20 protein-coding genes are annotated in these 22,665 nt (G+C 64.6%); 12 read left to right on the forward strand and 8 right to left on the reverse strand.

Annotation, left to right across the window (positions count from 1 at the left end; translation table 11 throughout):
• Nucleotides 1-80 precede the first annotated feature (80 nt).
• Complete coding sequence (locus tag VF769_RS09885) at nucleotides 81-1,391, forward strand: VpsF family polysaccharide biosynthesis protein (protein WP_331008234.1); 1,311 nt, start codon at nucleotides 81-83, stop codon at nucleotides 1,389-1,391.
• Nucleotides 1,388-2,506 (forward strand): glycosyltransferase, encoded by a 1,119-nt coding sequence (locus tag VF769_RS09890; protein WP_331008235.1) that lies wholly within the window; start codon nucleotides 1,388-1,390, stop codon nucleotides 2,504-2,506. The genes VF769_RS09885 and VF769_RS09890 overlap by 4 nt, the downstream gene beginning before the upstream one ends.
• Here the strand turns inward: VF769_RS09890 and purU are convergent.
• Nucleotides 2,503-3,360: a formyltetrahydrofolate deformylase gene (purU, locus tag VF769_RS09895; protein WP_331008236.1), complete on the reverse strand. Its 858-nt coding sequence runs from the start codon at nucleotides 3,358-3,360 to the stop codon at nucleotides 2,503-2,505. The genes VF769_RS09890 and purU overlap by 4 nt on opposite strands.
• Nucleotides 3,361-3,663: 303 nt before the next feature.
• Here purU and VF769_RS09900 point away from each other — a divergent pair, with 303 nt between their 5' ends.
• Nucleotides 3,664-4,623, forward strand: a complete 960-nt coding sequence (locus VF769_RS09900; protein ID WP_331008237.1) for a CpsD/CapB family tyrosine-protein kinase — start codon at nucleotides 3,664-3,666, stop codon at nucleotides 4,621-4,623.
• Here VF769_RS09900 and VF769_RS09905 read toward each other — a convergent pair.
• From VF769_RS09905 to VF769_RS09925, 5 genes are all read right to left on the reverse strand, one after another.
• Nucleotides 4,574-5,956, reverse strand: a complete 1,383-nt coding sequence (locus VF769_RS09905; RefSeq protein ID WP_331008238.1) for an Hsp70 family protein — start codon at nucleotides 5,954-5,956, stop codon at nucleotides 4,574-4,576. The genes VF769_RS09900 and VF769_RS09905 overlap by 50 nt on opposite strands.
• Nucleotides 5,953-6,387: a hypothetical protein gene (locus VF769_RS09910; protein ID WP_331008239.1), complete on the reverse strand. Its 435-nt coding sequence runs from the start codon at nucleotides 6,385-6,387 to the stop codon at nucleotides 5,953-5,955. Before VF769_RS09910 ends, VF769_RS09905 begins: the two co-directional genes overlap by 4 nt.
• Before the next feature lie 48 nt (nucleotides 6,388-6,435).
• On the reverse strand, nucleotides 6,436-7,812 hold the full coding sequence (locus VF769_RS09915) for an outer membrane beta-barrel protein (protein ID WP_331008240.1): 1,377 nt from the start codon (nucleotides 7,810-7,812) through the stop codon (nucleotides 6,436-6,438).
• Between the two features lie 176 nt (nucleotides 7,813-7,988).
• Complete coding sequence (locus tag VF769_RS09920; RefSeq protein ID WP_331008241.1) at nucleotides 7,989-8,462, reverse strand: PaaI family thioesterase; 474 nt, start codon at nucleotides 8,460-8,462, stop codon at nucleotides 7,989-7,991.
• A gap of 34 nt (nucleotides 8,463-8,496) precedes the next feature.
• Nucleotides 8,497-8,847, reverse strand: a complete 351-nt coding sequence (locus tag VF769_RS09925) for a hypothetical protein (protein ID WP_331008242.1) — start codon at nucleotides 8,845-8,847, stop codon at nucleotides 8,497-8,499.
• Between the two features lie 189 nt (nucleotides 8,848-9,036).
• Between VF769_RS09925 and VF769_RS09930 the strand changes: the two genes are divergently transcribed.
• The 3 genes from VF769_RS09930 to VF769_RS09940 are packed head-to-tail and all read left to right on the forward strand — an operon-like array spanning nucleotide 9,037 to nucleotide 12,955.
• Nucleotides 9,037-9,429, forward strand: a complete 393-nt coding sequence (locus VF769_RS09930; RefSeq protein ID WP_331008243.1) for a response regulator — start codon at nucleotides 9,037-9,039, stop codon at nucleotides 9,427-9,429.
• 42 nt (nucleotides 9,430-9,471) lie between these two features.
• Nucleotides 9,472-11,226, forward strand: a complete 1,755-nt coding sequence (locus VF769_RS09935; protein ID WP_331008244.1) for an ATP-binding response regulator — start codon at nucleotides 9,472-9,474, stop codon at nucleotides 11,224-11,226.
• A complete protein-coding gene (locus tag VF769_RS09940; protein ID WP_331008245.1) occupies nucleotides 11,216-12,955 on the forward strand; it encodes a hybrid sensor histidine kinase/response regulator in 1,740 nt (579 codons plus the stop codon). The genes VF769_RS09935 and VF769_RS09940 overlap by 11 nt, the downstream gene beginning before the upstream one ends.
• Here the strand turns inward: VF769_RS09940 and VF769_RS09945 are convergent.
• Both VF769_RS09945 and VF769_RS09950 read right to left on the reverse strand, forming a co-directional pair.
• Nucleotides 12,952-13,596 (reverse strand): response regulator transcription factor, encoded by a 645-nt coding sequence (locus VF769_RS09945; protein ID WP_331008246.1) that lies wholly within the window; start codon nucleotides 13,594-13,596, stop codon nucleotides 12,952-12,954. The two genes, VF769_RS09940 and VF769_RS09945, sit on opposite strands and share 4 nt — an antisense overlap.
• A 128-nt stretch (nucleotides 13,597-13,724) precedes the next feature.
• Nucleotides 13,725-15,065, reverse strand: a complete 1,341-nt coding sequence (locus VF769_RS09950) for a M23 family metallopeptidase (RefSeq protein ID WP_331008247.1) — start codon at nucleotides 15,063-15,065, stop codon at nucleotides 13,725-13,727.
• Nucleotides 15,066-15,378: 313 nt separating this feature from the next.
• Here VF769_RS09950 and VF769_RS09955 point away from each other — a divergent pair, with 313 nt between their 5' ends.
• From VF769_RS09955 to VF769_RS09980, 6 genes are all read left to right on the forward strand, one after another.
• Nucleotides 15,379-18,699, forward strand: a complete 3,321-nt coding sequence (locus VF769_RS09955; RefSeq protein WP_331008248.1) for an intermembrane phospholipid transport protein YdbH family protein — start codon at nucleotides 15,379-15,381, stop codon at nucleotides 18,697-18,699.
• 62 nt (nucleotides 18,700-18,761) lie between these two features.
• Nucleotides 18,762-18,974 carry a YnbE family lipoprotein gene (locus tag VF769_RS09960; protein WP_331008249.1) on the forward strand — a complete coding sequence of 71 codons (213 nt, stop codon included), beginning with the start codon at nucleotides 18,762-18,764 and terminating at the stop codon, nucleotides 18,972-18,974.
• Nucleotides 18,971-19,366: a YdbL family protein gene (locus VF769_RS09965; protein WP_331008250.1), complete on the forward strand. Its 396-nt coding sequence runs from the start codon at nucleotides 18,971-18,973 to the stop codon at nucleotides 19,364-19,366. Before VF769_RS09960 ends, VF769_RS09965 begins: the two co-directional genes overlap by 4 nt.
• 58 nt (nucleotides 19,367-19,424) lie before the next feature.
• Nucleotides 19,425-19,655: a hypothetical protein gene (locus VF769_RS09970; protein ID WP_331008251.1), complete on the forward strand. Its 231-nt coding sequence runs from the start codon at nucleotides 19,425-19,427 to the stop codon at nucleotides 19,653-19,655.
• A 73-nt stretch (nucleotides 19,656-19,728) separates the two neighbouring features.
• Complete coding sequence (locus tag VF769_RS09975) at nucleotides 19,729-21,738, forward strand: NAD(+) synthase (protein ID WP_331008252.1); 2,010 nt, start codon at nucleotides 19,729-19,731, stop codon at nucleotides 21,736-21,738.
• 27 nt (nucleotides 21,739-21,765) lie between these two features.
• The gene (locus tag VF769_RS09980; RefSeq protein ID WP_331008253.1) at nucleotides 21,766-22,575 is read left to right on the forward strand and encodes a 3'(2'),5'-bisphosphate nucleotidase CysQ; all 810 of its coding nucleotides are present in this window, start codon (nucleotides 21,766-21,768) and stop codon (nucleotides 22,573-22,575) included.
• The last annotated feature ends 90 nt before the right edge of the window (nucleotides 22,576-22,665 follow it).

Here is a 22,665-nt window from a genome sequence, read left to right on the forward strand (position 1 = left end):
TCCCTGTTAAGCGAGGCCCGCTTGTTGCATTAGCCTCTCCGTTGTGGCCAGGGTGCGCGCATGCCCGGCGGAGGCTTTCGTTGAGGGTTAATTCTCGCCCCTATGAGCTTGAGCTCGCGCTGTTCTTCTGCGCGGCGCTGGCGGTGCGCGTGTTCCTGCCGCCGCCGTTCCTGGATCTGTTCATCCCCTACACCGCCTCAAGCGGCTTCATCGCCTTCAAGATTCACCCCGGCACCTATCTGATCGTCGTCGCCGCCTTGTTTGAGATCGCGCGCTCGGACATGCGCGCGCTGATCGATATGCGAAAGCATGCGCCGCTTCTGATCTTATGCGCCGCCACCGCCTTCGCCGCACTCACCAGCCTCGCGCAGGGGCGCACCCAGGCCGTCGGCTACCTGATCGACTCGATTATTTGCGGAGCCCTTGCCGGCTGGATCGTTACCCGTCTCGCGCCGCAAATGCGCCAATACGTCCTCGTCACGATGGTCGCGCTGATGGGCTTGAACACGCTCGTCTCGTTGTTCGAGTACATCACGCACAATCGCATCATGCCGTTCCGCTACAACGAGGCGACATTCCGGCCGACAGCATTCTTGGGCCACCCGTTGGACAACGGGCTCATCACCCTCACCATCATGATGTTCACGCCCGCGCTGCGCTGGCCGTTCGCCGTGCGCCTGGGGCTCATGACGTTCTTCCTGCTCGGCGTTTTCATCAGCGGCGCGCGCGCGTCCACCCTGATTGCCTGCCTCTTTTACCTGTTGGCCTTCATCGCCATGATGCGTTCGGAATCGCAGCGCAATCCGCGCACCGCCGGCATGGTGCTCGTCGGCGTCCTTGCTGCGGTCGTAATCGCGCCCATCCTGCTCATGTCCGGCTTGGCTGATGCGCTGCTCTACCGGTTCGAAGGCGGCGTCGTCGACAAGAGCACGATGACGCGCATCGATATCTTCGGCGTGCTGCGCTACATCTCGTTCCAGGAACTGATGCTCGGCAGCAATATCGACAAGCTGCATATGTTGAGCCGGGTCTATTTGAACAACGGCGCGGTCGAGAGCCCGATCGTGATGATGATCTTCCAGTTCGGCCTGGTCGTCATGGTCGTCCTGTTCGGCGCGATCATGTATTCGGTGCTGCGCATGGGCATGGCGCGGCACATGGGTTTACTCGCCGCCTTGGCATTCCTGCTGTCGGCGAACACCAACAATGTGTTGAATGTGAAGTCGCCCGCATTGAGTTTCGTGTTCGCGCTGCTCTGCGTGCTTCCACTCAAGGAGATTGTCGCCGCACCGCTCGCGCCCGCGCGCGCGCCACGGCGCTTGCGTCGCCCCACGGACATCGGCCCGCGGCCAGACACAACCCAACCTGATGCGCCTCGGCCCCAAACATGACCATGCGCATCGCGTTCTATCTCCCCTATCTCGCCGTCGGCGGTGCGGAAAAATCGACGCTTTGGATGGTCCGCGAGATTCGCGCACGTGGCTATGACGTGCGCTTGATCGTCGATCGTCGCGGCGGGCCCCTCGATGCATCCTTCGCCGAAGCGGCGCCGGTCCGCTATCTCGACGCGCCCAGGACAGCATTCGCAGGCCCGGCGCTCGCCAAGGCGGTCAAGGACGAAGCGCCGGATGTGCTGGTCGCGACCATGACCCACAACATCCTCACAGCGGCGCTCATGAAACGCCTCGGCATGATCCGTACGCCCCTGATCGGCTGGGAGCATGCGGTGCTTTCACCGATGCGCGCGGCGCGCGGTCTCCGCGGCAAGGTAGAAGCGCGGATGATCCGCGCCCTCTATCCGGTCTGCGACAAGATCGTGTGCGTCTCGAAGGGCGCGGCCGATGACGCCGTGGCCTTGTGCGCGCCCGCCCACATCAACGTGACGTTCGCCTACAACCCAGTGCCCAAACCGCAAATCGGCGCACTCAGCGCAACCGAGCAAGCTCTGGTCGCGCGCTTGAAGCCGCCGCGCATCGTGTCGCTCGGTCGTCTCAACGCCGCCAAGGATTACAGGACGCTGATGAGGGCGTTTCAATATTTCGCGCGCACGCAGAACGCCGGCTCGCTGCTGCTGATCGGCGATGGCGAGCAGCGCAACGCGCTCGAATCCGCGGCCACGGGCTTTGGCCTGGGCGACAGAATCGTCTTCGCCGGGGCAGTCGACAATCCGGCGTCGCTGCTCGCGCAATGCGACCTCTTCGTCTCGAGTTCGCTCACCGAATCCTTCGGCATCGCCATCGTTGAAGCCATGTCCGTTGGCCTGCCGGTCATCGCCACCGATTGCCCAACCGCCCCGCGCGAAATCCTCGACGATGGCAAATATGGCGCGCTGACGCCTGTGGGCGACGCCCAAGCGCTCGCACGTGCGATGCGCGAAGCGCTGCAGACCGATCACGATAAGGACGCACTACGCGCCCGCGCCGCGGAATTCTCCGTCGAGCGCGCCGCCGATGCATTCCTCGCCGCACTCGGCGCCGACGCCCCGCCGCGCCAAGCCGCGGCCTAAGCCAGCACCACCGTCTTCACACCATTGATGAAGACGCGCCGCTCGGCGTGCGCCTTCACCGCGCGCACCAGCGCCGACGACTCCAAGTGTCGACCCAGCGTCACGAGATCCTTGACGCTGAAATTATGGTCCACGGGCTCGGTGACCTGCGCGATGATCGGGCCTTCGTCGAGATCGCCCGTCACATAGTGCGCGGTCGCGCCAATCGTCTTCACGCCGCGTGCATGGGCTTGGTGATAGGGCTTGGCGCCCTTGAAGCTCGGCAGGAACGAGTGGTGTATGTTGATGCAGGCGCCGAACAGCCGCTTGCTCGCTTCTTCGCTCAGCACCTGCATGTAGCGGGCGAGCACAACCAGTTCCGCGCCAGTACTCTCCATCAGCGCAAACATCGTGGCCTCGGCTTCCGCTTTCGTTTCGGGCGTCACCGGCGCGAGATGAAATGGCACGTTCCAGTGCGCGAGCGGCGCGGCGAGGTCGTGGTGGTTTGAAACGATGCCAACCGGCTCGATCGGCAATTCGCCCACCCGCGCAGCGTAGAGCAGCGCATTGGCGCAATGATCGAATTTGGAGACCATCATGAGCGTCTTCAACTTCCGGTCGCGCGGCAAGCAGCGCCAGTCCATGTCGAAGCGCTCGGCAACCTCACCGAAACGCTGCTCGAATTCCTCATGGGAAAACGCCGCTGTTGGGTGAAACTCGATGCGAAGGAAGAAGCGGCCTGTGTCTGGATCGCCAAAAGAGCGGGTTCGTACGATGAAGCACGCCTGGGCCGCGAGCAGCGTGGTGACTGCCGCCACGATTCCCATTCTGTCTCGGCATGACGCGGTCAAAACGTATTGCATCGGTACGTCCATACTCCCTGCGCGCGAAGCGCATTTCGCCTTGCGTGCGCGAATCACTAAGATGGCGCGCGCCCTGCAAGCTTCGCCACTTGCTCTACAGCACAGGAAGCCTTTGGGAACCAAAATGCCCATTGCGGGGTTCGGCGGCTGCTGCGATTGTGGACAAGCGTCGCGATCGTGCTGGCGCCGCTGAAGAACTACGACGCTTGAAGAACACTCGCGGACCACGATCGCACCATGCCCGATACCGCGTCAGACAGGGCTTTCGGCTACGCCCCCAGCGCGGCGCGACCAATCCGGCGCGCGACGCGTAGCATGGCGCAGGCCCCCAACATGGCTTGGCGGCGCTTCCTCCGCGCCGCGCGTCGGCAGGCGTTGGTCTTCGCCGCGGTAGTGGCGTCAGCGGTTCTCGGCGGTTTTATCCAGCGCTGGCTCGCGCCTAGCGTGCATGATCTCGAAATCATGCTCAGCTGGATTGGCGCGGGATTTGTCCTGGCCTTCATCGCCGCCGCAGCGCGCGAGAGCTGGCGCGACGCCATTGGCGTCAGCGATTTCGGGGCCAAGCGCCGCTATCAGATGCTGGGCGCCGCGCCGGAACTCACGCCCACCGATCTGCGTCAATTGCCGCCGGACCGGCGCTCGCCCGTGGGGCTCCTCGCCTTCCAGCCGGCGTCTTCGTTCGCCACCGCCTTCCGCGACTTGCAGCACGTGCTGCCGGCGCGCGGCGTCGTCGCCTTCATCGCGCCCGCGATTGGCGAGGGGGCTACGACCACGGCCATGTGCGCCGCAATTAGCGCCACCCAGCAAGACAAGCGGGTCTTGATTATCGATTGCGACTTGCGCCAGCGCGCTTTGACCAAAACGCTCGGCATTGATCCTCCGGAAGGTGTGCTGGAAGCCTGCATCGCCCCCGAGGATTGGCGCGCCTTCATCGCCGAAGAAGAAGAAACAGGGCTGCACTTCATCCCCGCGGCGCGCGCCCGCTCGGCATGGCGTGGCATCTCGACTGAACGCGCGGGCTTTGAAGCCCTGCTGCGCCAAGCGCGCGCCGAATACGATCTGGTCATTCTTGATTGTCCTCCAGTGGGCACGGCCGACGGTCCGATCGTGGCGCGCTTGGCCGACAAGGACGTCGTCGTCGCCGCTTGGGATCAAACCCCGCGCGCGGCCATTCGCGAAACCATGCGCGCGCTGCGCGTGCGCAAGGGCGGCGCGGGGGTTTACGTCAATCGCGTGCCGTCCGGATACCGGTTCGGCCGGTTGCGGGCGGATTAAAACCGCCGCTGGCCGCGAGCATTTCGGCCGGCGCCAACGCCCCGCCAATCGCGATCGCCAATTGCGGAAACACCGGCGCCAGATTCCCCGCGAACTCGCGCGCATGCGCCCAATCCGGAGTCGCCGGACGCGGGCGCACATTGATGCGCGTCTTCGGCTTCTTGCGGATCAAATCCTTGATGAACGGCGCCGCCGCACCGCCGCCAACGGCCACCGCCTGCACCTCACCAGCGCCACGCGCGGCAGCGTGCTCGCGCACGGCCGACAGGCCTTGCTCATACGCATCGTTCACGGACTTTACGAACATCTTGAACTCGCGCTGGCGTTCCAGATCCTTCATGCCAATGCGGATCACCCGACCTTCATGGCGCAGCGAGGCGGCGCCTTCGGCAAAGATCGTTTCCTTGATATCGCGCATATTGCGCATCAGCGCGTTCCAGAGGTCGGTCTTTTGTTGGGGGGTCTTCGCCCAGCGGCTGGCGTCGATCACCGTATTGGCAATGGTGCGGTCGATGAAATCGCCCGCCTGTTTCAGCGTCACCCGCGCGCTCGGCAATTCCTCGACTCCGCGGCGCGTGCGCGCCAGCGCCGCGATATCCGTCGTGCCGGCGCCCATATCGACCACGATCATGTGCGAGCCGCTGTCCTGCAAGCCGATCGAGCTATAGGCGGCGGCGGCGGTCGCTTCGAAAATGAGCCCCATCTCGAAGGCTTCGGGATTGGTCTGCGCACGCGGCAAGAAATCGTTTACGGCTTGGAAGGACACCCCCTCGGGATGGAGCATGTCCTCGCCCACGGCGAGGCGAAACGACTCGGCTTCACCGAACAGGCGCACGACGGACGGGTGCAAACCGGCGCTGTCGCCGCTGCGCCAAGCCGGCGCCGCATAACGGAATTCGACGCCGGTGGCCTTGGAGACCATCTGATCGTAAGCGGCCGCCGCATCCACCGCCGCCAGCAAATAGGCCAGGTAGAGCACCACTAGGTCGCGCATCTGGAACGCGCGATGGGGATCAATTGAAAGCGGCGCGTTCGTGTTCAGCGCACGGTCAAGATCGCTGACGCTGAGTAGGGTCTTAAACGAACGTAGAGCCATACGCTTCTTGTGGGTGAGCGCGTCGGCCCGCGCCATCGCCGCGCGTCCAAACAGCACGGCGTCGTCGTCGACGAACACGGCGCTCTCAAGCAGGAAGGCGTTACCTGTCTCTTGTACGCCGCCCAGCATCAGCGGACGCACATGACGCGGATCGAAGCGCGTCCAAGAATCGTACGGCGCCGCGGCGGCCTTCGAGAAGGCCGTGCCAAAATCAATGCAGAGCGTCCAATCGCTCATAACCCCTTCGTCCGCCGCAGCGGTCCCACGCGCGCCCTCGCCAGGGTTTCGCCGGCCCGCGCCACCCCACGCGCGACGATGCGGATGGTTTTTGGCGTTTTCTTGGGCGGGTTAATGAATTCGTGTCGCTTTGGATCGAAAGCCTCGCGCCCGCCGAGCTCGCCGAGCCGGGTGAAGCCGCGCTTACGCGCGACCGTGTTTAGCGCCTGCGCCAGCAATTCGAGCGCCGCCTCGCGCTGCTCACTTGCCCCTTGCCGCGCCTCGTCGCAGAGCGCGAGCGATTCCGCCAACGCCTTGTCCGCCTCCGCCCAGGCCGCGCCCGCCAACGCGTCGGCAAGTTCAACGCCGGACGCCGCGCGTTTCCGCGCGGCGCTCTTGGTCTTGCGTTTGGGGGCGGCGGCCTTCTTGGCCTTGGCCTTGACGGCGGACACTCTCAATTTCCCAGGACAACGGCCAGACCGCCGGCGCCGCCTCTGCGCTTAGAGACGGAAACTCAGGCCCAGCGTGAACGCATTGGCTTCAAAGTCGCGATAACGATCAATACCGGACGATTGCACGTCATCGAACACATAGCGCGCGCGCAGCGCCACCCGCCGATTGATCAGATAATCCGCGCCGACATCCGCGCTCAACACCTCGTCTTCGCGGTCGATCGATTCATAATCGCGGCGGCCGATTTGCGCGCCGGCCGTCAGGATCAAGTTGCGCAGCAATTCGTGGTCCACGCGCGCGCCGAATTCGGTTTCCGTAAACGGTTGCGACTCGGTCGCGCCGATCACGTCTTCAGTGTTGCGCCGCCCGGTTACGGTCACCGTGGTCAGGCCAGTCGGGTACCATTCGAGGTTCGCAGCCACCGCGAGGCCTTCGACGCTATTACCTGCGTCGTATTCGCGCTCAAACTGACCCACGTTGATCTCGCCGCGCATCAAATCGGTGAAATTGACGCTCACACCGGCCAGAAGCGTGCGGCCCTCCGAATTCACGATCGCCGGCGTCGGGTGATTATCGTAATCGCGCTCGTCGGCGACGGCCTGCAGGACAAGGCCGATCCGCGGCGTCAATTCAGCGTCGACCCGGGCGCGAATGCTGGTTTCCTCGTTGTCGCGGATGTTCTGCGTCCCGTCGAACTCGAACGTGCGCTGCGCGACGCCGCCGGTCAGCTTGAACCGGTTGAAAGTGTGCACCGCCGTCAACGCAACGTCCTGACGATCGTATTCGACAGGATCGCCGCCAGTCGGCGCGTCCGGTTCGGTGCGCGACTCTACCTCATGCGCAGTGCTCGCAGACAGCGCCACGGTCGAACGGGCGCCGACATCAAGACGGCCATAGAAGCGCGCGAAATTGGTGTCCGCGTCTTCGCTCGAGAAATCTTCGTGGCTCTCAAACCGACCGCCCGCCTCGACTTGGATGGCGTGGCGCGACCAATTCGAGCGCACGCGCGCGCTGGGCGCGACGGCGTAAATGACATCTTCATCAGCGCCGGTTTCTTCCGCGAACACGTTGTCCGTGCTCGCGGCGCTGAGATCCAGCGTTGCGTTGAGGGTGAAGCCGCCGAAACGCAAACCCAGCGGATCGTATTCTTCGCGCGGCCGGTCGCGAACGGAGACGCTGGCCTGCTGATCCTGAGCCAACGCGTGCACCGGCGCGAACGCAATCAGCGAAGCGGCGAACAACGACAAGGCCGGATTGACGCGCACGAGATATCCCCCAACGGTGGCCAAGCTCCCGCGCAAGAGACCTGCGCGAAAACGGCCCTTCTTCCCCATTGAGCGATCAACCATCTCGCATCGCGGCGCAACGTGTTGCGCGCACAGCGGGAATTGGCGCTCCAGGCGCGGCGTATCTGAACCTGTCATCGACGGCTCCCCCTACGCATTAACCATACGCGCGCTGGGAACCCGCCGCCACGTTCGCGACGGCCCAACCGCAAGATTGCCCGCAAGGCTGGCGCGAATGCATCACCTCGCAAAGCCCGAGTCGACGCCCAGTGTGCCGCCAAGGCCCTAAGCAAAACTTATGATAAATCGAGATGTTAGCCGTTAGTTGCGGCGTAAGCTTTCTCACCAGGACGTGGATCCCGGCGCGCGATCGGCTTGAACACGCCGGTTCCCGTCATGAGCGTCCGATCGGCGGCCCAAACGCGGCCGCGTACAACATAGAGGTCGTCCTCGCGCGACAGCAATTCCGCCCCGCCCTCGACCCAATCCCCCAGGTGCGCGCTGGATAGAAAATCGACCACCAGTCTCACGGTCACCCAGTAGGAAGAACTTTCGACCGAGACGATGTGGCCCCAGGCCATGTCGGCAAAGCTCATGAGCATGCCGCCGTGGGCGTTCTTCATGCCGTTGGTGTGGCGCTCCTCGACCCTGAAGCCCATGGTGAACAAACCATTGCGCTCCGCCCGGTAGAGCGGCCCGATCTCGCGCGCGAAGCCACGGCGCATGTCCAGCGCGACGTATCCATCGGGAGCTTCGAGGCTGGGGGGAGGCGCGAGATCGTCAGACATGTCGGCGGTCTATACACGCCGGCGCGGCAACTCTCTATTCGAACGCGAGATCCTCATCGGCCATATCGAAATCTTCGACATAGGCGTCGGACTGGGGTGGCGTGGCAGCCGCACCCTTGGCGTTACGCGCGCGCGGCAATCCATTAACCATGTCGCTGCGCACATCGTACCGCGCGGCGCGGATTGCGGGGTGAAACCCGACATTGTGCAGGGCGATCATCACGTCCTGGCCGCGCTCGCGCCAATAGGCTTCGATCTTCGCCTTGAGCGCGATCGCGCCTTCCTTCGAACAATAATCCGCAGGCTCGCCGCGCGAACCGCCGGTGGCGACCCATTCGTCGCCCGAGTCCGCATTAGTGAATTGATAAGTGCTGGCTCTCGTCAAGGTTGTGTCTCGCAATCAGGTAAAGGACTGGCTGCGATAAAGATGACAAAAACCTGCGCACGCGGATATTACACAGAAGTCGTGTTCGATGGCCTATGCCTTTACCGCGACACCGGTGGCGCCCGTGCGGTATTCCAATAGACCTATGCCCTGCGGCCTAGAACCTTTTTTTGCCTGCCCAGCAGAGCCTTGGCGTGGTTTGTTCTCACGCAAATGGTTCGCAACAAGCCGTTCGTTCTAGTCCTCGAAGATGATCCGGTGTCGGCTGAAGCGCTGATGCTGGTGCTGCAGGATTGGGGCGCGGAGGTCGCCCACGCGCCCCACGCGGCCTTGGTCGATCACGCGCTCGGCGCGCGCGCGGCTGAACTGCACTATATCATCGCCGACTACGATCTGGGCGATGGTCCGACCGGCGTCGCGGTGGCCAGCGACCTTTTATCCACAGCCCAACGCGCCCGCGTCCTCGTCCTCTCCGGGACGTTGCGCGCACGATCCGATATCGCCGCCCGCCAGGCCGGGTTTGACATGATGCGAAAACCCGCCCGCGCCGACGCGATTGTCGCGTGGTTGGAAGCGTCTTGAATCGCTTGTCTTAGGACCCCACCCGCGCGCAATTAGGAAGTCATGGCGGAATCACCCAGCGCCGTTTCCTCAAGCAGCTTTCGCGCTGAGTTCATCCTTGCGTCCGCGATCGCTGGCGTAACCGTCCTTATCATTGTGCTCGGCTCCCTGCTTTGGAGCGGCGCGCGCCTCAACGCCAACGAGTACGAAGTCGTCGCCATGGTGCGCGCGGTGCGGGCCGAAATCGCCGGCGCGGCCCGTGCGCAAGCTGACGCCGAAGCGCTGGCGGGCCGCTTCGTGGCCACACGCAACGCCGCCCTGCTCGCGGACTACGACCGCGCGAAGGTTGAAGCCCGCGCCCGCAGCGCCAACGCCTCTCGTCTCGCCGCGGGCGACGCCGAGGTCGGCGAGAGTCTCACGAGCCTCGAAAACCTGATCGAACGGCGCTTGAACATACTCGACGCCGAGATCGCCGCTGGCCCAGGCGCCGCCGCGCGCCAACGCCCCGAGCAAGACATCTATACCCAATTCCGTCACGAGAGCGACGCGCTGCAAGTACTGCTGAACGGGCGCATCGATGTCGCCCGCATCGCCGAAGACAACGCGCATCGTCGTCTCGACATGATCACGATCATGCTCGGCGTGCTATCTCTGGTCGCGTCGGCGCTCGCCATTTTCGCGCTGCGTCGCGAACGGGAACAATGGCGTTTGGCCCAAGCCGCCACCGAAGCAGCGCGCGTCAAGGCGCACGAATCCGATCTTGCCAAGACCCGTTTTCTCGCAGTCGCCAGCCACGACATGCGCCAGCCGTTGCACGCGCTGACGCTCTATCTCTCCGCGCTTGAGCGCCGCGTCGAGGGCGCGGAGGCGCGCGACATCCTTCAGAAGATGGATCGCGCCACCCAATCCATGGTCGGCATGTTCTCGATGCTGCTCGATCTCGCGCGCGTCCAGGCCGGCGTGGTCCAACCCGAGATCGACGATGTCCGCGTCCAAGATGTGATCGACCGCATCATCGCCGAACACCCGGGCGGCAAAATCAGCGCCGCGCCGACCCCCATGATCGTGCGCAGCGATCCAGCGCTACTTGAGCGCATTCTCGCCAATCTGGTGGCCAACGCGCTGAAGCACGGCGGCGGTAGGGCGCGTATCGAAACACGCGCACTCGCCACGTTCGCGGAGATTGACGTCGTCGATGACGGTCCGGGCATTCCGCTCGAGGATCAAAATCGCATCTTCGAGGAATTCGTGCGTCTCGATGGGCGCGCCGGCGCCGAAGGGCTGGGATTGGGGCTGGCCATCGTCAAGCGCATTTCGGACTTGCTCAATGTGCCGATCAGACTCGTGTCGGCGCCCGGACGCGGCGCCCGCTTTATACTGCGCCTGCCGCTGGTGGCTGCGAACGGCGGCCCAGTCGAGACCGAACCCACCGCCGCCGTCACCATGCGCGGCGCCAATGTGATCGTCATCGATGACGACGCACTCGCCCGCGAAGCCATCGCCGGCGCCTTGCGGGACATCGGCGCCACCGTGCGCGTCGGCGCCAATGAGGCGGAGTTGGACTCATTGCTCGGCCAAGGCGCCTCGCCCGAGCTCCTTGTCATGGATTTGCGCATCGATGGGCTTCTGCAGGGCGTGGATATCGCGCAGCGCGCATGCGCCCGCATGCACCGCGCCCCTCGCGTCATAATTGTAACCGGCGACACCGCTCCGGAGACGCTTGCGATGTTGCGCGCTTCTGGATTCGCGTGGTTGATCAAACCCGTTGACGCCCGAGCGCTCAGCGAGGCCGCGGCGGCCGAACTCCATGCCGCCTGATTACGTCGACACCCTCGGCGCGCGCAGGTCGCGCACCGAACTCATTCTGGTCGCCGCCATTGCCTTGGTCGCGCTGCTTGTCGTGGCTATGCTCTCCGAATTCTCGGAGCAGCGCCAATTGCACGCGCGCACGCTGAACACAGTCGCCACGGCGCGCAATGTGCGCGACGACGCTGTGGCCATTATGCAAGCGCTCACGGACGTGAAAGCGACGCGCCTGCTGATCGCTGAACGGGCGACGCCCGCGTTGCGCGCCGACGCTGAAGCGGCCATGCAGGCCACGCGCACGCAGGTGGCGACGCTGCAGCGACATAGCGCCGGCGACGCCGAACTTGCCGCGGCGAGCGCCCGCATTGGCGCCCTAATCGAGCAAGACTTCGCCCTGCCCGACCAGCTCAGCGCCGACGACCATGCGGCGCACTCCATCACATTCAGGGCCGACCTGCGTGCGGCCATGTCGGACCTGCACGCCCGGGTCAACGCGATCAACGATGTCGCGCGCGAAGCCGAGCGCGGCGCACGCGAGCAAATCGACGTTACGGCGATCGCGCTTGCCGTGATGGCGCTGTTCGCGGCGGGCCTTGCCGCGCTTGCAGTGCGCGGCGAACGCCAACGTTGGCGCGAAGCCCGAGACGCCGCGGAATTCGCGCGCGCCAGCGCCGCCGAAGCGGATGCCGCAAAGAGCCGGTTTCTCGCCGTCGCAAGTCACGACATGCGTCAGCCCCTGCATGCGCTGACGCTTTATCTCGCCGCGCTGGAGCGGCGCGTGGAGACCCAAGAAGCCCGCGACATTTTACAGAAGATGGAGCGCGCCACCCAGAGCATGACCGGCATGTTCTCCACCCTCCTTGATCTCGCGCGCGTGCAGGCAGGCGCGGTCGCGCCTGAGATTGACGACGTGCGCGTCCAAGACATGTTCGATCGCATCGCGGCCGAACACCCCGGGGGCCAAGTCGACGTGCGCTCGACCGCGCTGAACATCTCCACCGATCCGATGTTGTTCGAGCGCGCTTTGAGCAATCTGGTCGCCAACGCCATGAAGCATGGCGGCGGTGCGTGCCGCATTGAGGCCAGTGCGAGCGGCGAGTTCGTCGACATTAGCGTCGTTGATAACGGGCCTGGGATTCCATTGGACGATCAAGACCGCATCTTCGACGAGTTCGTTCGCCTTGAAACCCGCGGCGGCGACGGGCTCGGGCTGGGACTCGCGATCGTCAAGCGCATCGCCCGCTTGCTCGACACGCCGCTCTCCCTGTCCTCGACACCCGGTGAAGGCGCGCGCTTCACGTTACGCGCCAGGGGCGCGCACGTCGCCAACGGCGCCACGCCGTCAAGCGCCGCTGCGCACAGCATCGCCGGCGTCAAGGTCTTGCTGCTGGATGACGACGCGCTCGCGCGCGAAGCCGTGGCCGGCGTACTGCGCGACCTGGGCGGCGCGGTCCACTCCTGCGCCAGCGAAGCCGATGTCGTCGCGGCTCTCGACGCTGGTCTGACGCCAGACTTGCTGGTCATGGATCTGCGCATCGATGGGGCGTTGAAGGGTCTCGATGTCGCACGCCGCGCCCGCGCGCGCTTCCCATCGCCACCGCCCACCATCATCATCACCGGCGACACCGGACCGGAAACGCTGGCGATGCTGCGCGCATCCGGATTCGCCTGGTTGATCAAGCCGGTCGATCCAGACCGACTGATGCAAGCCGTCGCCGCGCAGCTCGGCGTCGCCGCTTAATGTGATTTGAGCTTGGCGATCGCTTCAGCGCGGGTGCGCACGCCGAGCGCGCGATAAATCGCCGCCAGGTGAATTTTCACCGTGCCCTCGGCGATATCGAGCGTGCGCGCGATTTCCTTCGAGGCCTGCCCTTTGAGCAGCTCGTTCAGCACTTCCTTTTGGCGCAGCGTCAGCTTGTCCTGCCCCAAGCCGTTGCCGATCGCCGTCGTCGATGCGCCTTCCGGTTTCGCGCCCGCATCACGCCGGCCGATTGATTGCGGCACGTAAATGCGGCCTTCAAGGATCGAACGGATCGCCGCCGCGATCTCGGCCGAGGGCAGCGATTTGGGGATATAGCCGTGCACGCCCGCGCCGAGCGCCGCAAGAATGTCGGCCCGATCTTCCCAGGCCGACACCACCGCCACCTTCGCGTCCGGAAAGCCGTCCCGCAACGCCGACAATGCTTCGGTCCCGGACATGCCGGGCATGCGCAGGTCGAGCAATACGAGGTCGCCCGCCCCGTCGTTGGTCAGCATTTCGAGCGCCTGGTCCAGCGTTTCCGCCTCACGCACATCGTCGGCGTCGAGCGAATCCACGAGCAGCTGTTTCAGGCCGCTCCGGAACAGCTCGTGATCGTCAGCAATAAGAGCCCGAATCCCCATGCGCTCCACTCTTGGCGTGTGCGGCCCCGCCGCGACCAAAATAGGCCTGGGGTATTTTTGCGCCGGATTCCCCGCGCGCTCAACAAAGAAGTTGCCTGATTCTCGCGCGCCGGTTGCTCAATCGTCGATTAAGGCGCGGCGGCCGACATTCCCGACGCAGCAGCCGTGGCGGAAATCTCCGTCACTTCACTGTCGCGGACATGACGGAGCGTGTCGATCCGCTCGCGCTCGATCATGAACAATTCGAGCGCGCGGCCTTCCAGGTTGCGGCCATTGGCGACGCGCAAGGTCATCGGGTTCACCTGGCGCCCACGCTGCATCACCTCGTAATGCAAATGGGGACCGGTCGAGCGGCCTGTATTGCCGACATAGCCGATCACCTGCCCCTGCTGCACGCGCGCGCCCGCACGCATGCCGCGTGCAAATCGCGACATGTGCGCATAGGCCGTCTCATAGCCGTTGGCATGGCGGATGCGGATGTAATTGCCGTAGGAGCTGAACGGGCCCGCACGCACGATCGTGCCGTCGCCCGCCGCTAAGATCGGCGTGCCAATCGGCGCAGCAAAGTCAGTGCCGCGATGCAAACGCGAATAACCAAGGATGGGGTGGCGACGCATGCCAAAGCCCGACGACAGCCGCGCGCCGTTGATCGGCGTCTTCATCAAGAAGCGCCGTGCGCTGCGGCCTTCCGGGTCATACCAATCGGGACGCGTGTCGCCTGGCGCGAGGAATTGATAGAAATCACGGCGACCGCGCCGCGTCTCCAAGCCAACGAACAAGAGTTCGCCGGTGCGCACCGTGTTGCCTTCGTCGTCGTAGAAGCGCTCGAATACGAGTTCGAAATTGTCGCCCGGCTGCACGTCGCGCTGGAAGTCGACGTCATACGCGAACGCGTCCGCGAGCGCCGCGACTTCTCGGTCGGTCGCGCCCAATTGCATCGCCGTGCCGTAGAGCGTTGTCTCGACCGGCGCAGAGATCCGCGCGATTTCGAAGGTCAGCGGCATCAACACTTCGCGCGCTTCGAAATCGCCGCGTGTGGTCCGATTGGCCGTCACCGAAGCACCGGGTTCGGAACGGAACGCAATGCCCGTAAGACGCGCATCGCCGCCATCGCGCTGGAAGAACACGCTGATCTCTTGGCCTGGCCGCAAACGGCGCGGATTGTACACGTCCGCGATCGACGCGAGCGCCGCACTCGCTTCAGCTTGTGTCGCGCCCGCGCGCGTCAGCACGCTGGCCAGTGTCTCACCGCTACCCACACGCACGTCGCGGGATTCATGCGCCAGGTAAACTTCAGTAAACGCCAAATGCTCGGCGCGGCGGGCCGCTTGTTCGCGGATCGCGGCATTTTCTGCCGCCCGCGCTTCGGACGCGCCAGAAAAGAGCCCCGCGTTCCACGCGAGCCCCAAGCCCAGGACCGCGGCGCCCGCCATCACGGCGTAGCCGGCCAATCCTTTACGAGCCTTCATTAGGCGTTGAGCGATTTCTGCTCTCAAAACCTCTGCTCCACCCCCGGCTTTGGCAAAAAACGCTCTCCTGACAAGCGTTTTCCGCATTTTGGTTATCTCGCCGGAAACCCAATTGACGTCATTCCATTGCCCCAGGAATGCGCCAGTACGAGTAGTCAGACCCCAGCAAGGACCGAGCCAAGCAAGGAATATGGCACATAGGTCTAACCAGGCCGTTGCGAGTCAAGACCAGGCGCTGCCACAGCCCCCGGAAGATTCGCCGCCCCCCCGCCGATTGTTGATCGGTTGGGCCACAGCGCTACTGGCGCTGGGGGTGAGCACCGCTTTGGTCGCGGCCGGCGTGTGGTTAGTGCGTATGCCGCTGGCCGAATTCATGATCGGCCAAGCGCTGTCCGAGCGCGGCACAGAAGCAGACTTACGGGTTGTTAATCTCAATTTCGAACGCATCACGATCAGCGAATTTCGCATCGGCGCGCCGGATGCGCCGGACGTGGATGTCGCCCGGATCGAAGCGCATTGGGAATGGCGCGGACTGACGCCCCGGCTTCAGGCGGTGCGCGTGATCGAACCGAAATTGCGCTTGCGTGTCGATCGCGAGGGCCACGTTTCCGCAGGCGCGCTCGATCGCTTCGAAGCTGACGCCGGCCCCGCGCGCCGCCCCTCCATCCCCCGGCTAGAACTAGAAATCGTCGATGGCTCCGCCGAGATCGCGGCGCCTTTCGGTGCGCTCATTGCCACATTCGAATCCCAGGGCACGATCGGCGAAGATTTCACCGCCGCCGCGCGCATCACCAACACGACGCAATCGGACGCCAATTATGCGCTTGCCAATGGCGCGGCGGATCTCGTCATCGTCTCGCGCGACGCGAGCATCGCCTTCCGCCTCAACGCGGCCTTGGCCGATCTTGCCTGGGAAGACGCGCGCGTTCGGGACGCTTCGCTGCGCGCGCTCGGCCGCGCCCCGCTCGACTTGTCGCGCGTGGATGTGGAGGGCGCATGGCGGGTCGGCGCATTGAGCGCTGCGGCCTTCGCCAGCGAAACGCTCACTGGCGCGCTCAGCCTTCACAGTGCGATGCGCGCGGATGCGCTCGAACTCGCGCAATGGAACATGCAAGCCGGCGTCGCGGCCGACACGCTGCGTGTTGATGACAACGCGCTCACGCAAACCCGCCTCGACCTTGCCGCCAACGGCGAAGGCCAGAGCGGCGCGGCGCGCTGGAGCATCGTTGCGGACAGCCTCGATGCATTCGGCGTCATCTCGCGTGAGCCGGATGTCAGCGGCGCGCTCCGATTCGACGCGACCGAAGCGACCACCTATGCCGGCGAGGCGCGCCTGCGCTTGCGGCAGGCCCGCCTCACCAACGACGCGCAACAGAAGATCCGCGAAGCGTTCCCCAATCTCGGCGGGTCGCCGCTTGGGCCGACCTTCGCCTCCGCCGAGGCCGCCCTTGATCGCGCCGCTGACGCCTTTGATCTCAGCGCGCCGCTGACGATCACGTCGGAGGCGGGCAATCCCCGCTTCGTCGTCGCAGCGCCGATCGAGGCGCGCGCGGCAAGCGGTCTGAACGCGCGCCTCGCGCCGCTGCGCCAAGACGCGCCCGCTTTGTTGCTGCAATGGCCCGGCCCTACACTTGCCGGCGCAGTCGAACTGCAACTCAGCGGCGGCGGCGCACCGAGCGCCACGCTTCTACTCGACACGGTCACTTGGTCCGGCGAAGCGCCGCTCGAAGCTGACGGCACGCTGACGCTCGCGAACTGGCGCGCCGACGACGCCAGCATCGCCGCGGAAGAACTCGGAATCACCATCAGCGCCGGTCGCGAGCGCGGCGGCAGTATCGAGTTGCGCGGCCCCGTTCACATCACTGGCCCGATCGGCGACGGTGAGGTGCGCGAGCTTACGCCCAATCTCAACATCACCATCGCCTGGGGCAATGGATGGCGCGTTCTGCCAAGGAATGGCTGCTTGCCCACCCGCCTTGGCGGCCTTGACGCCGCCGGCCTCTCATTCGCGAACGGCGAGTTCGCATTGTGCGCGCTTGATGGCGCGCTCATCGCTGCGAACGAGCATGGCGCGCTCTCGGGCGGCTTCACCATTCGCAGCCTTGCACTCAATGGCCGCATGGCGGGTGAAGCGGCGCAACCTGCACGCATCAGCGCCGCCCATGTCGTCGGTCGCTTCAGCGGCCGCACGGGCGACATGACGCTTGCCGTCACCGCCAACACGCCGCGCCTCACCATCGACATGGCCGAGGACCGCGCGCTCGCACTGGTCATGGCAAGCCTCACGGCCAACGCGCACATCGCCGAGTCCTGGCGCGTCGAGGGGCAATTCGCCGAGGGCGTTCTCACCGATCCAGCGCTACCCGGCGCCATCTCGACAATCGAAGGCGGCTGGAGCGCCGCCCCCGAAGACGGCCGGCCTGTCATCCGCGTCAGCGCCGGCGAAGCGCTGCTCACCGCCAATGCGCCAGCCACGCCCGACGATCGCCCGCTGTTCAACCCGTTGCGCATCGCCGACATGAACGCGGTCTTGGCCAATGGCGAGATCAACGCCTACGGCGCCATCGTGCTTGACGCCAATCGTCAGCAGCTCGCGCGCTTCGAGGCGCAGCACGATGTCGATCAAGGCGTCGGCGTGGCCCGCATCAACGCAGAACGCATCACCTTCGGCCCGTCGCTGCAGCCCTACGACATCACCGAGCAAGCACGCGGCATGGTCGAAGGCGTGACTGGCGACGCCATCGTCACAGCGAGCATTGACTGGACGCGCGACGCCATTATCGGCGTTGGCCGCGCCAAGCTCGAAAATGTCTCGCTCGCTACCGCCACCATTCCCGTCGTCAACAACGTGAATGGCGAAGTCTATTTCGACGATCTCTTCGCACTCACGACACCACCAGGCCAATTCCTGCGCGTCGGCCTCCTCAATCCGGGTGTCGCAGTGCGTAACGGCCGTGTACGCTTCCAATTGCTGCCCCAGCAGCAAGTCGCCATCGAGCAGGCAGAGTTCGATTTCGCCGCCGGCACGCTCGCCATGGCGCCGACCACGATCACCTTGGGCTCTGACGAAACCCAATTCGAACTCACGCTGCGCGACGTCGACGCCACGGAACTCATATCCGCTCTCAATGTCCCCGATCTCCGCGCCACCGGACGCATTGAAGGTTCCTTCCCGGTGCGCCTCACGCGCGTCAGCGCCTATGTCGAAGGCGGTGTGCTACGGGCGGCGCCAGGCGGCGGCACGATCGCCTACACCGGCCACGCTGGCGATAGCGCCACGGGCGCGTCACGGCTTGCTTTCGATGCGCTGCGCAGCTTCCGCTATGACGATCTCAGCCTCACGCTCGACGGCGACCTGAATGGCGATGTGATCTCCTCGATCACCTTCAGCGGCCGCAATTCGGGAGAGCCCGTCGATCTGGGCCCGGTGGCGCCCATTCCGGGCTTGGGCAGCGTCACCGTGCGCGGCGTGCCGTTCGACTTCAACGTCACCGTCACCGCCCCCTTCCGCCGCTTGGCGCAAACCGCCGCCTCGATTGCAGACCCCGGCTCACTCATAAATCGGGCCGAGGAGCAGGAAGAGGAACCCTCGCCCGCACAAGAGGTTGACCCCGGCCCGCCGGGAACCGATTAAGACGCCAGCTTCAGGACTGGTTCAGCTAGCCCACATTACGAAGCATCCAGGAGTTTCGACGCATGAGAGCTCACCTGCGATCAGCTTTGCTTCCCGTGCTCGGCGCGGCGGCGTTCGCGGCCGGCTGCATCCCCGTGCAGATTCAGGCGCCCGACGAGCCGATCGAGATCAATCTCAACGTCAATATCCGCCAGGAAGTGATCGTACGCCTTGAGCGCGACGCGGCGGAATTGCTCGACCAGAACTCAGACTTGTTCGGAGGCACAACGCCATGATCCGCGCGCTCGCTTTCACCGCCCTTGTCGCGGCCACGCTGGCCCTTAGCGCCCCGGCCCACGCGCAAGCAGCCGACACGGCGCTGACTCAGGCGCGCGCCCAGGGTCTCATCGGCGAGCAAGCCGACGGCTATCTTGGCTTCGTGCCTGGCGCTTCGATCAGCGCCGATCTGCGCGGCCGGGTTGAGCAAAACAACATTCAGCGCCGTCAGCTCTACACGCGCCGCGCCGCCGAACGCAGCGTCTCGGTCAACGAGATGGCCGCAGCCGTCGCATGCGAAGTGTTCGAGCGCCGCATTGCGGTTGGCGAACGCTATCGCGACGAGAGTGGCCAATGGCGCCAACGCACGGCTTCGACACCCGTGGCGATGCCAAGCTTCTGCGGTAGCTGAGGCGCGCGCGGCGCATTGCCCGCTGGCGCCCATGCGGCCCAGGGCCCATATAGCGTCGATGAAAGTCTTCCTATTGACGATGTCGCTCGGCGGCATCCTCGCGGCCGTTATGTTTGGCGTGCTGACCGATTGGGACGCATCGGCCATGAGCATTCACGGTTGGATCGCGTTAACCATCGGCACGCTCCTTTCGCTCGCTGTTGGCGGCGGGCTCATGGCGCTTGTGTTTCATTCCGCGCGTCAGGGTTATGACGACCGCGCCGAACTCGAGCTCGAAGATAAGGACTAATATGAAGCGTCTGGCGCCGTTGGACCTACGTTAGTTATGGTCGGTTTGAGCATAATGTGATAAATTGCATTATATGGCTCGTTCCTCCGCCGCCGCTTTTCAGAACCTTTACACGCACGGCTTCGTTCGCGTGGCCGCCTGTGCGCCCATCGTCGCGCCCGCCGACCCCGCCGCTAACGCCGACCGCATCCTCAAATTCTGGCGCGAGGCGGATTCAGAAAAAGCCGCCGTCCTGCTGACGCCCGAGCTCTCGCTCACCGGCTACGCCATCGACGATCTGCTGCTGCAAGACTCGTTGCTCAATTCAGTCGAAATCGCACTCGCAAAGCTGAAAGCCGAAAGCGAAAAGCTCTTCCCGATCCTAATCGTCGGCGCGCCGATCCGCCTGCGTGGCGCGCTCTATAATTGCGCGGTGCTGATCCATCGCGGCGAAGTGCTCGGCATCGTGCCGAAATCCTTCCTGCCGAATTATCGCGAATTCTACGAGAAGCGCTATTTCGGCGTAGCCCCCGATCGCCACGTGCATGCGATCGAATTTCTGGGCGGCGGCACGAATTTCGGCGCCAATCAGATTTTTTATCACGCGGACAATCCTGACTTCACCTTCCACGTCGAGATCTGTGAAGATTTCTGGGCGCCAACGCCGCCCTCCAGCAAAGGCGCACTCGCCGGCGCCAATATCCTGTTCAATCTCTCGGCCTCGAACATCACGATCGGCAAAGCGGAAGATCGCGCCGTGCTCTGCGACAGCCAATCGCGCCGCGCCATCGCCGCTTACGTGTTCGCCGCAGCCGGCAATGGCGAAAGCACGACAGACCTCGCTTGGGACGGCCAGATCATCGCCTACGAGATGGGCGAGAAGATCGCCGAGGGCGAACGCTTCTCGCGCGAACCAAAGCTTGTCACCGCCGACATCGATGTCGGCCGCATCGCGCAAGAACGAATCCGTGTCGGCACGTTTCGCGACGCCGCCGCGCGCCTGCGCGATGAGCTTTATCTCTGGTCGCGAATCCGCTTCGAGCAAGAGCTTCCCAAAGGCCCGCTGCTGCTAAAGCGCAAGCTCGATCGCCTGCCCTTCGTGCCGGACGATCTGGCCAAGCGCGACCGCGATTGCTTCGAAGCCTACAACATTCAGGTCGCCGGCCTAGCCAAGCGCATTGAAGCCACCAACACCAAGCGCGTCGTCATCGGAATCTCGGGCGGACTCGATTCCACGCATGCGCTGATCGTCATTGCCCGCGCCTTCGATTTGCTCGGCCTTCCGCGCAAGAACATTATCGGCGTCACCATGCCGGGTTTCGCCACCAGCGACGAAACCAAAAAGAGCGCATGGGCGCTGATGAATGCGCTCGGCATCGACGCGCGCGAAGTCTCCATCGAACCGCTAGCGCAGCGCATGCTCGAAGACCTGGACCACCCCGCCGCGCGCGGCGAGCCGGTCTACGATGTCGCTTACGAAAACGTGCAAGCGGGCCTACGCACCGACTATCTCTTCCGCCTCGCCAACAAAGAAGGCGGCTTCGTCGTCGGCACCGGCGACCTCTCCGAACTCGCGCTCGGCTGGTGCACCTATGGCGTCGGCGATCATATGAGCCATTACAACGTCAATGGCGGCGCGCCGAAAACGTTGATCCAATATCTGATCCGTTGGGTCGCGGATTCAAAACTGTTCGACGCCGCCGTCTCGAACACTCTGATCAACGTGCTCAACACCGAGATAAGCCCCGAACTCATCCCGGGCGCCGCCCCGCAAAGCACGCAGGCCGTCGTCGGCCCGTACGAGCTGCAGGATTTCAATCTCTTCTGGCTCACGCGCTACGGCCTCGCGCCCAGCAAACTTCTCTTCCTCGCCTGGAGCGCTTGGGCTGGGAAGTACGATTACGCCACGCTGAAAAGCTGGCTCGAACTCTTCCTCAAGCGTTTCTTCGCCAACCAATACAAGCGCTCCGCGGTCCCGAACGGCCCGAAGATCGTCTCCGGCGGCGCACTCTCGCCGCGCGGCGACTGGCGTGCGCCCAGCGACGCTGCCGCCACGACATGGCTCAACGAATTGCACGCCAACACGCCAGACAAGCTGGACTAGCCTCCGCGCGCATGCTTGATCGCGCCCATGCCGAAGCTTGAAGACCTGATCGAACTCGCGCTCGCCGCTGGCCGCGAGATCATGGCCGTGCGCGCCGCGGGCTTCGACACGCAGACCAAACTCGACGGCTCGCCCGTCACCCTTGCCGATCAACGCGCCGAAGCCGTGATCGAATCTGGCTTGGCCAAGCTCGCCCCAGGCGTGCCGATGATCGGCGAGGAAGCCGTGGAGGATGGCCGTATCCCGGAGTGCGGCGCGCGCTTCTTCTGCGTCGATCCCCTCGACGGCACGCGCGGCTTCGCGAAGGGCGGCGACGAGTTCACCGTCAACATCGCGCTGATCGAGCATGGCGAAGCGATCATGGGCGTCATCTATGCGCCCGCCACCGGCGAGCTCTACGCGGGCGACCCGGGCCACGCCGTCAAAGCGCAATGCGATATCGCCACTGCCACGCTCGCCACACCGCTCACCCCAATCCAAGCCGCGCCGCGCCCCGCGCAATGGCGCCTCGTCGCCTCTGAACTCTCCGGCCGCAATCCCGAGACGGAAGACTTCCGCACCAGCGTCAACGCCGGCGCGCTCGTCCACGCCAGCTCGTCGATCAAATTCTGCCGCGTCGCCGAAGGCGCCGCCGACCTCTATCCGCGTTTCGGCAATGTCAGCGAATGGGACGCAGCCGCCGGCCACGCCATCCTCTCGGCCGCCGGCGGCGGCATCATCCGCCTTGATGGTTCGCCACTGCGCTATGGCACGAACCCGGGCGATTTCCTCGTGCGCGGCTTCGTCGCGTATTCAAACGAGGACGCAAAAGCTGCGGCATTGAAGGCCTTGCGCTGATCACTTAGATCGCGAAATCACGCCGCCTTCGACAAGCTCAGGCTGACGCAGGAGTTTTGTCACGCTGCCAACAATCGCGTCACCCTGAGC

Source organism: Vitreimonas sp., from assembly GCF_036392335.1.
Classification (GTDB): domain Bacteria; phylum Pseudomonadota; class Alphaproteobacteria; order Caulobacterales; family Aquidulcibacteraceae; genus Vitreimonas.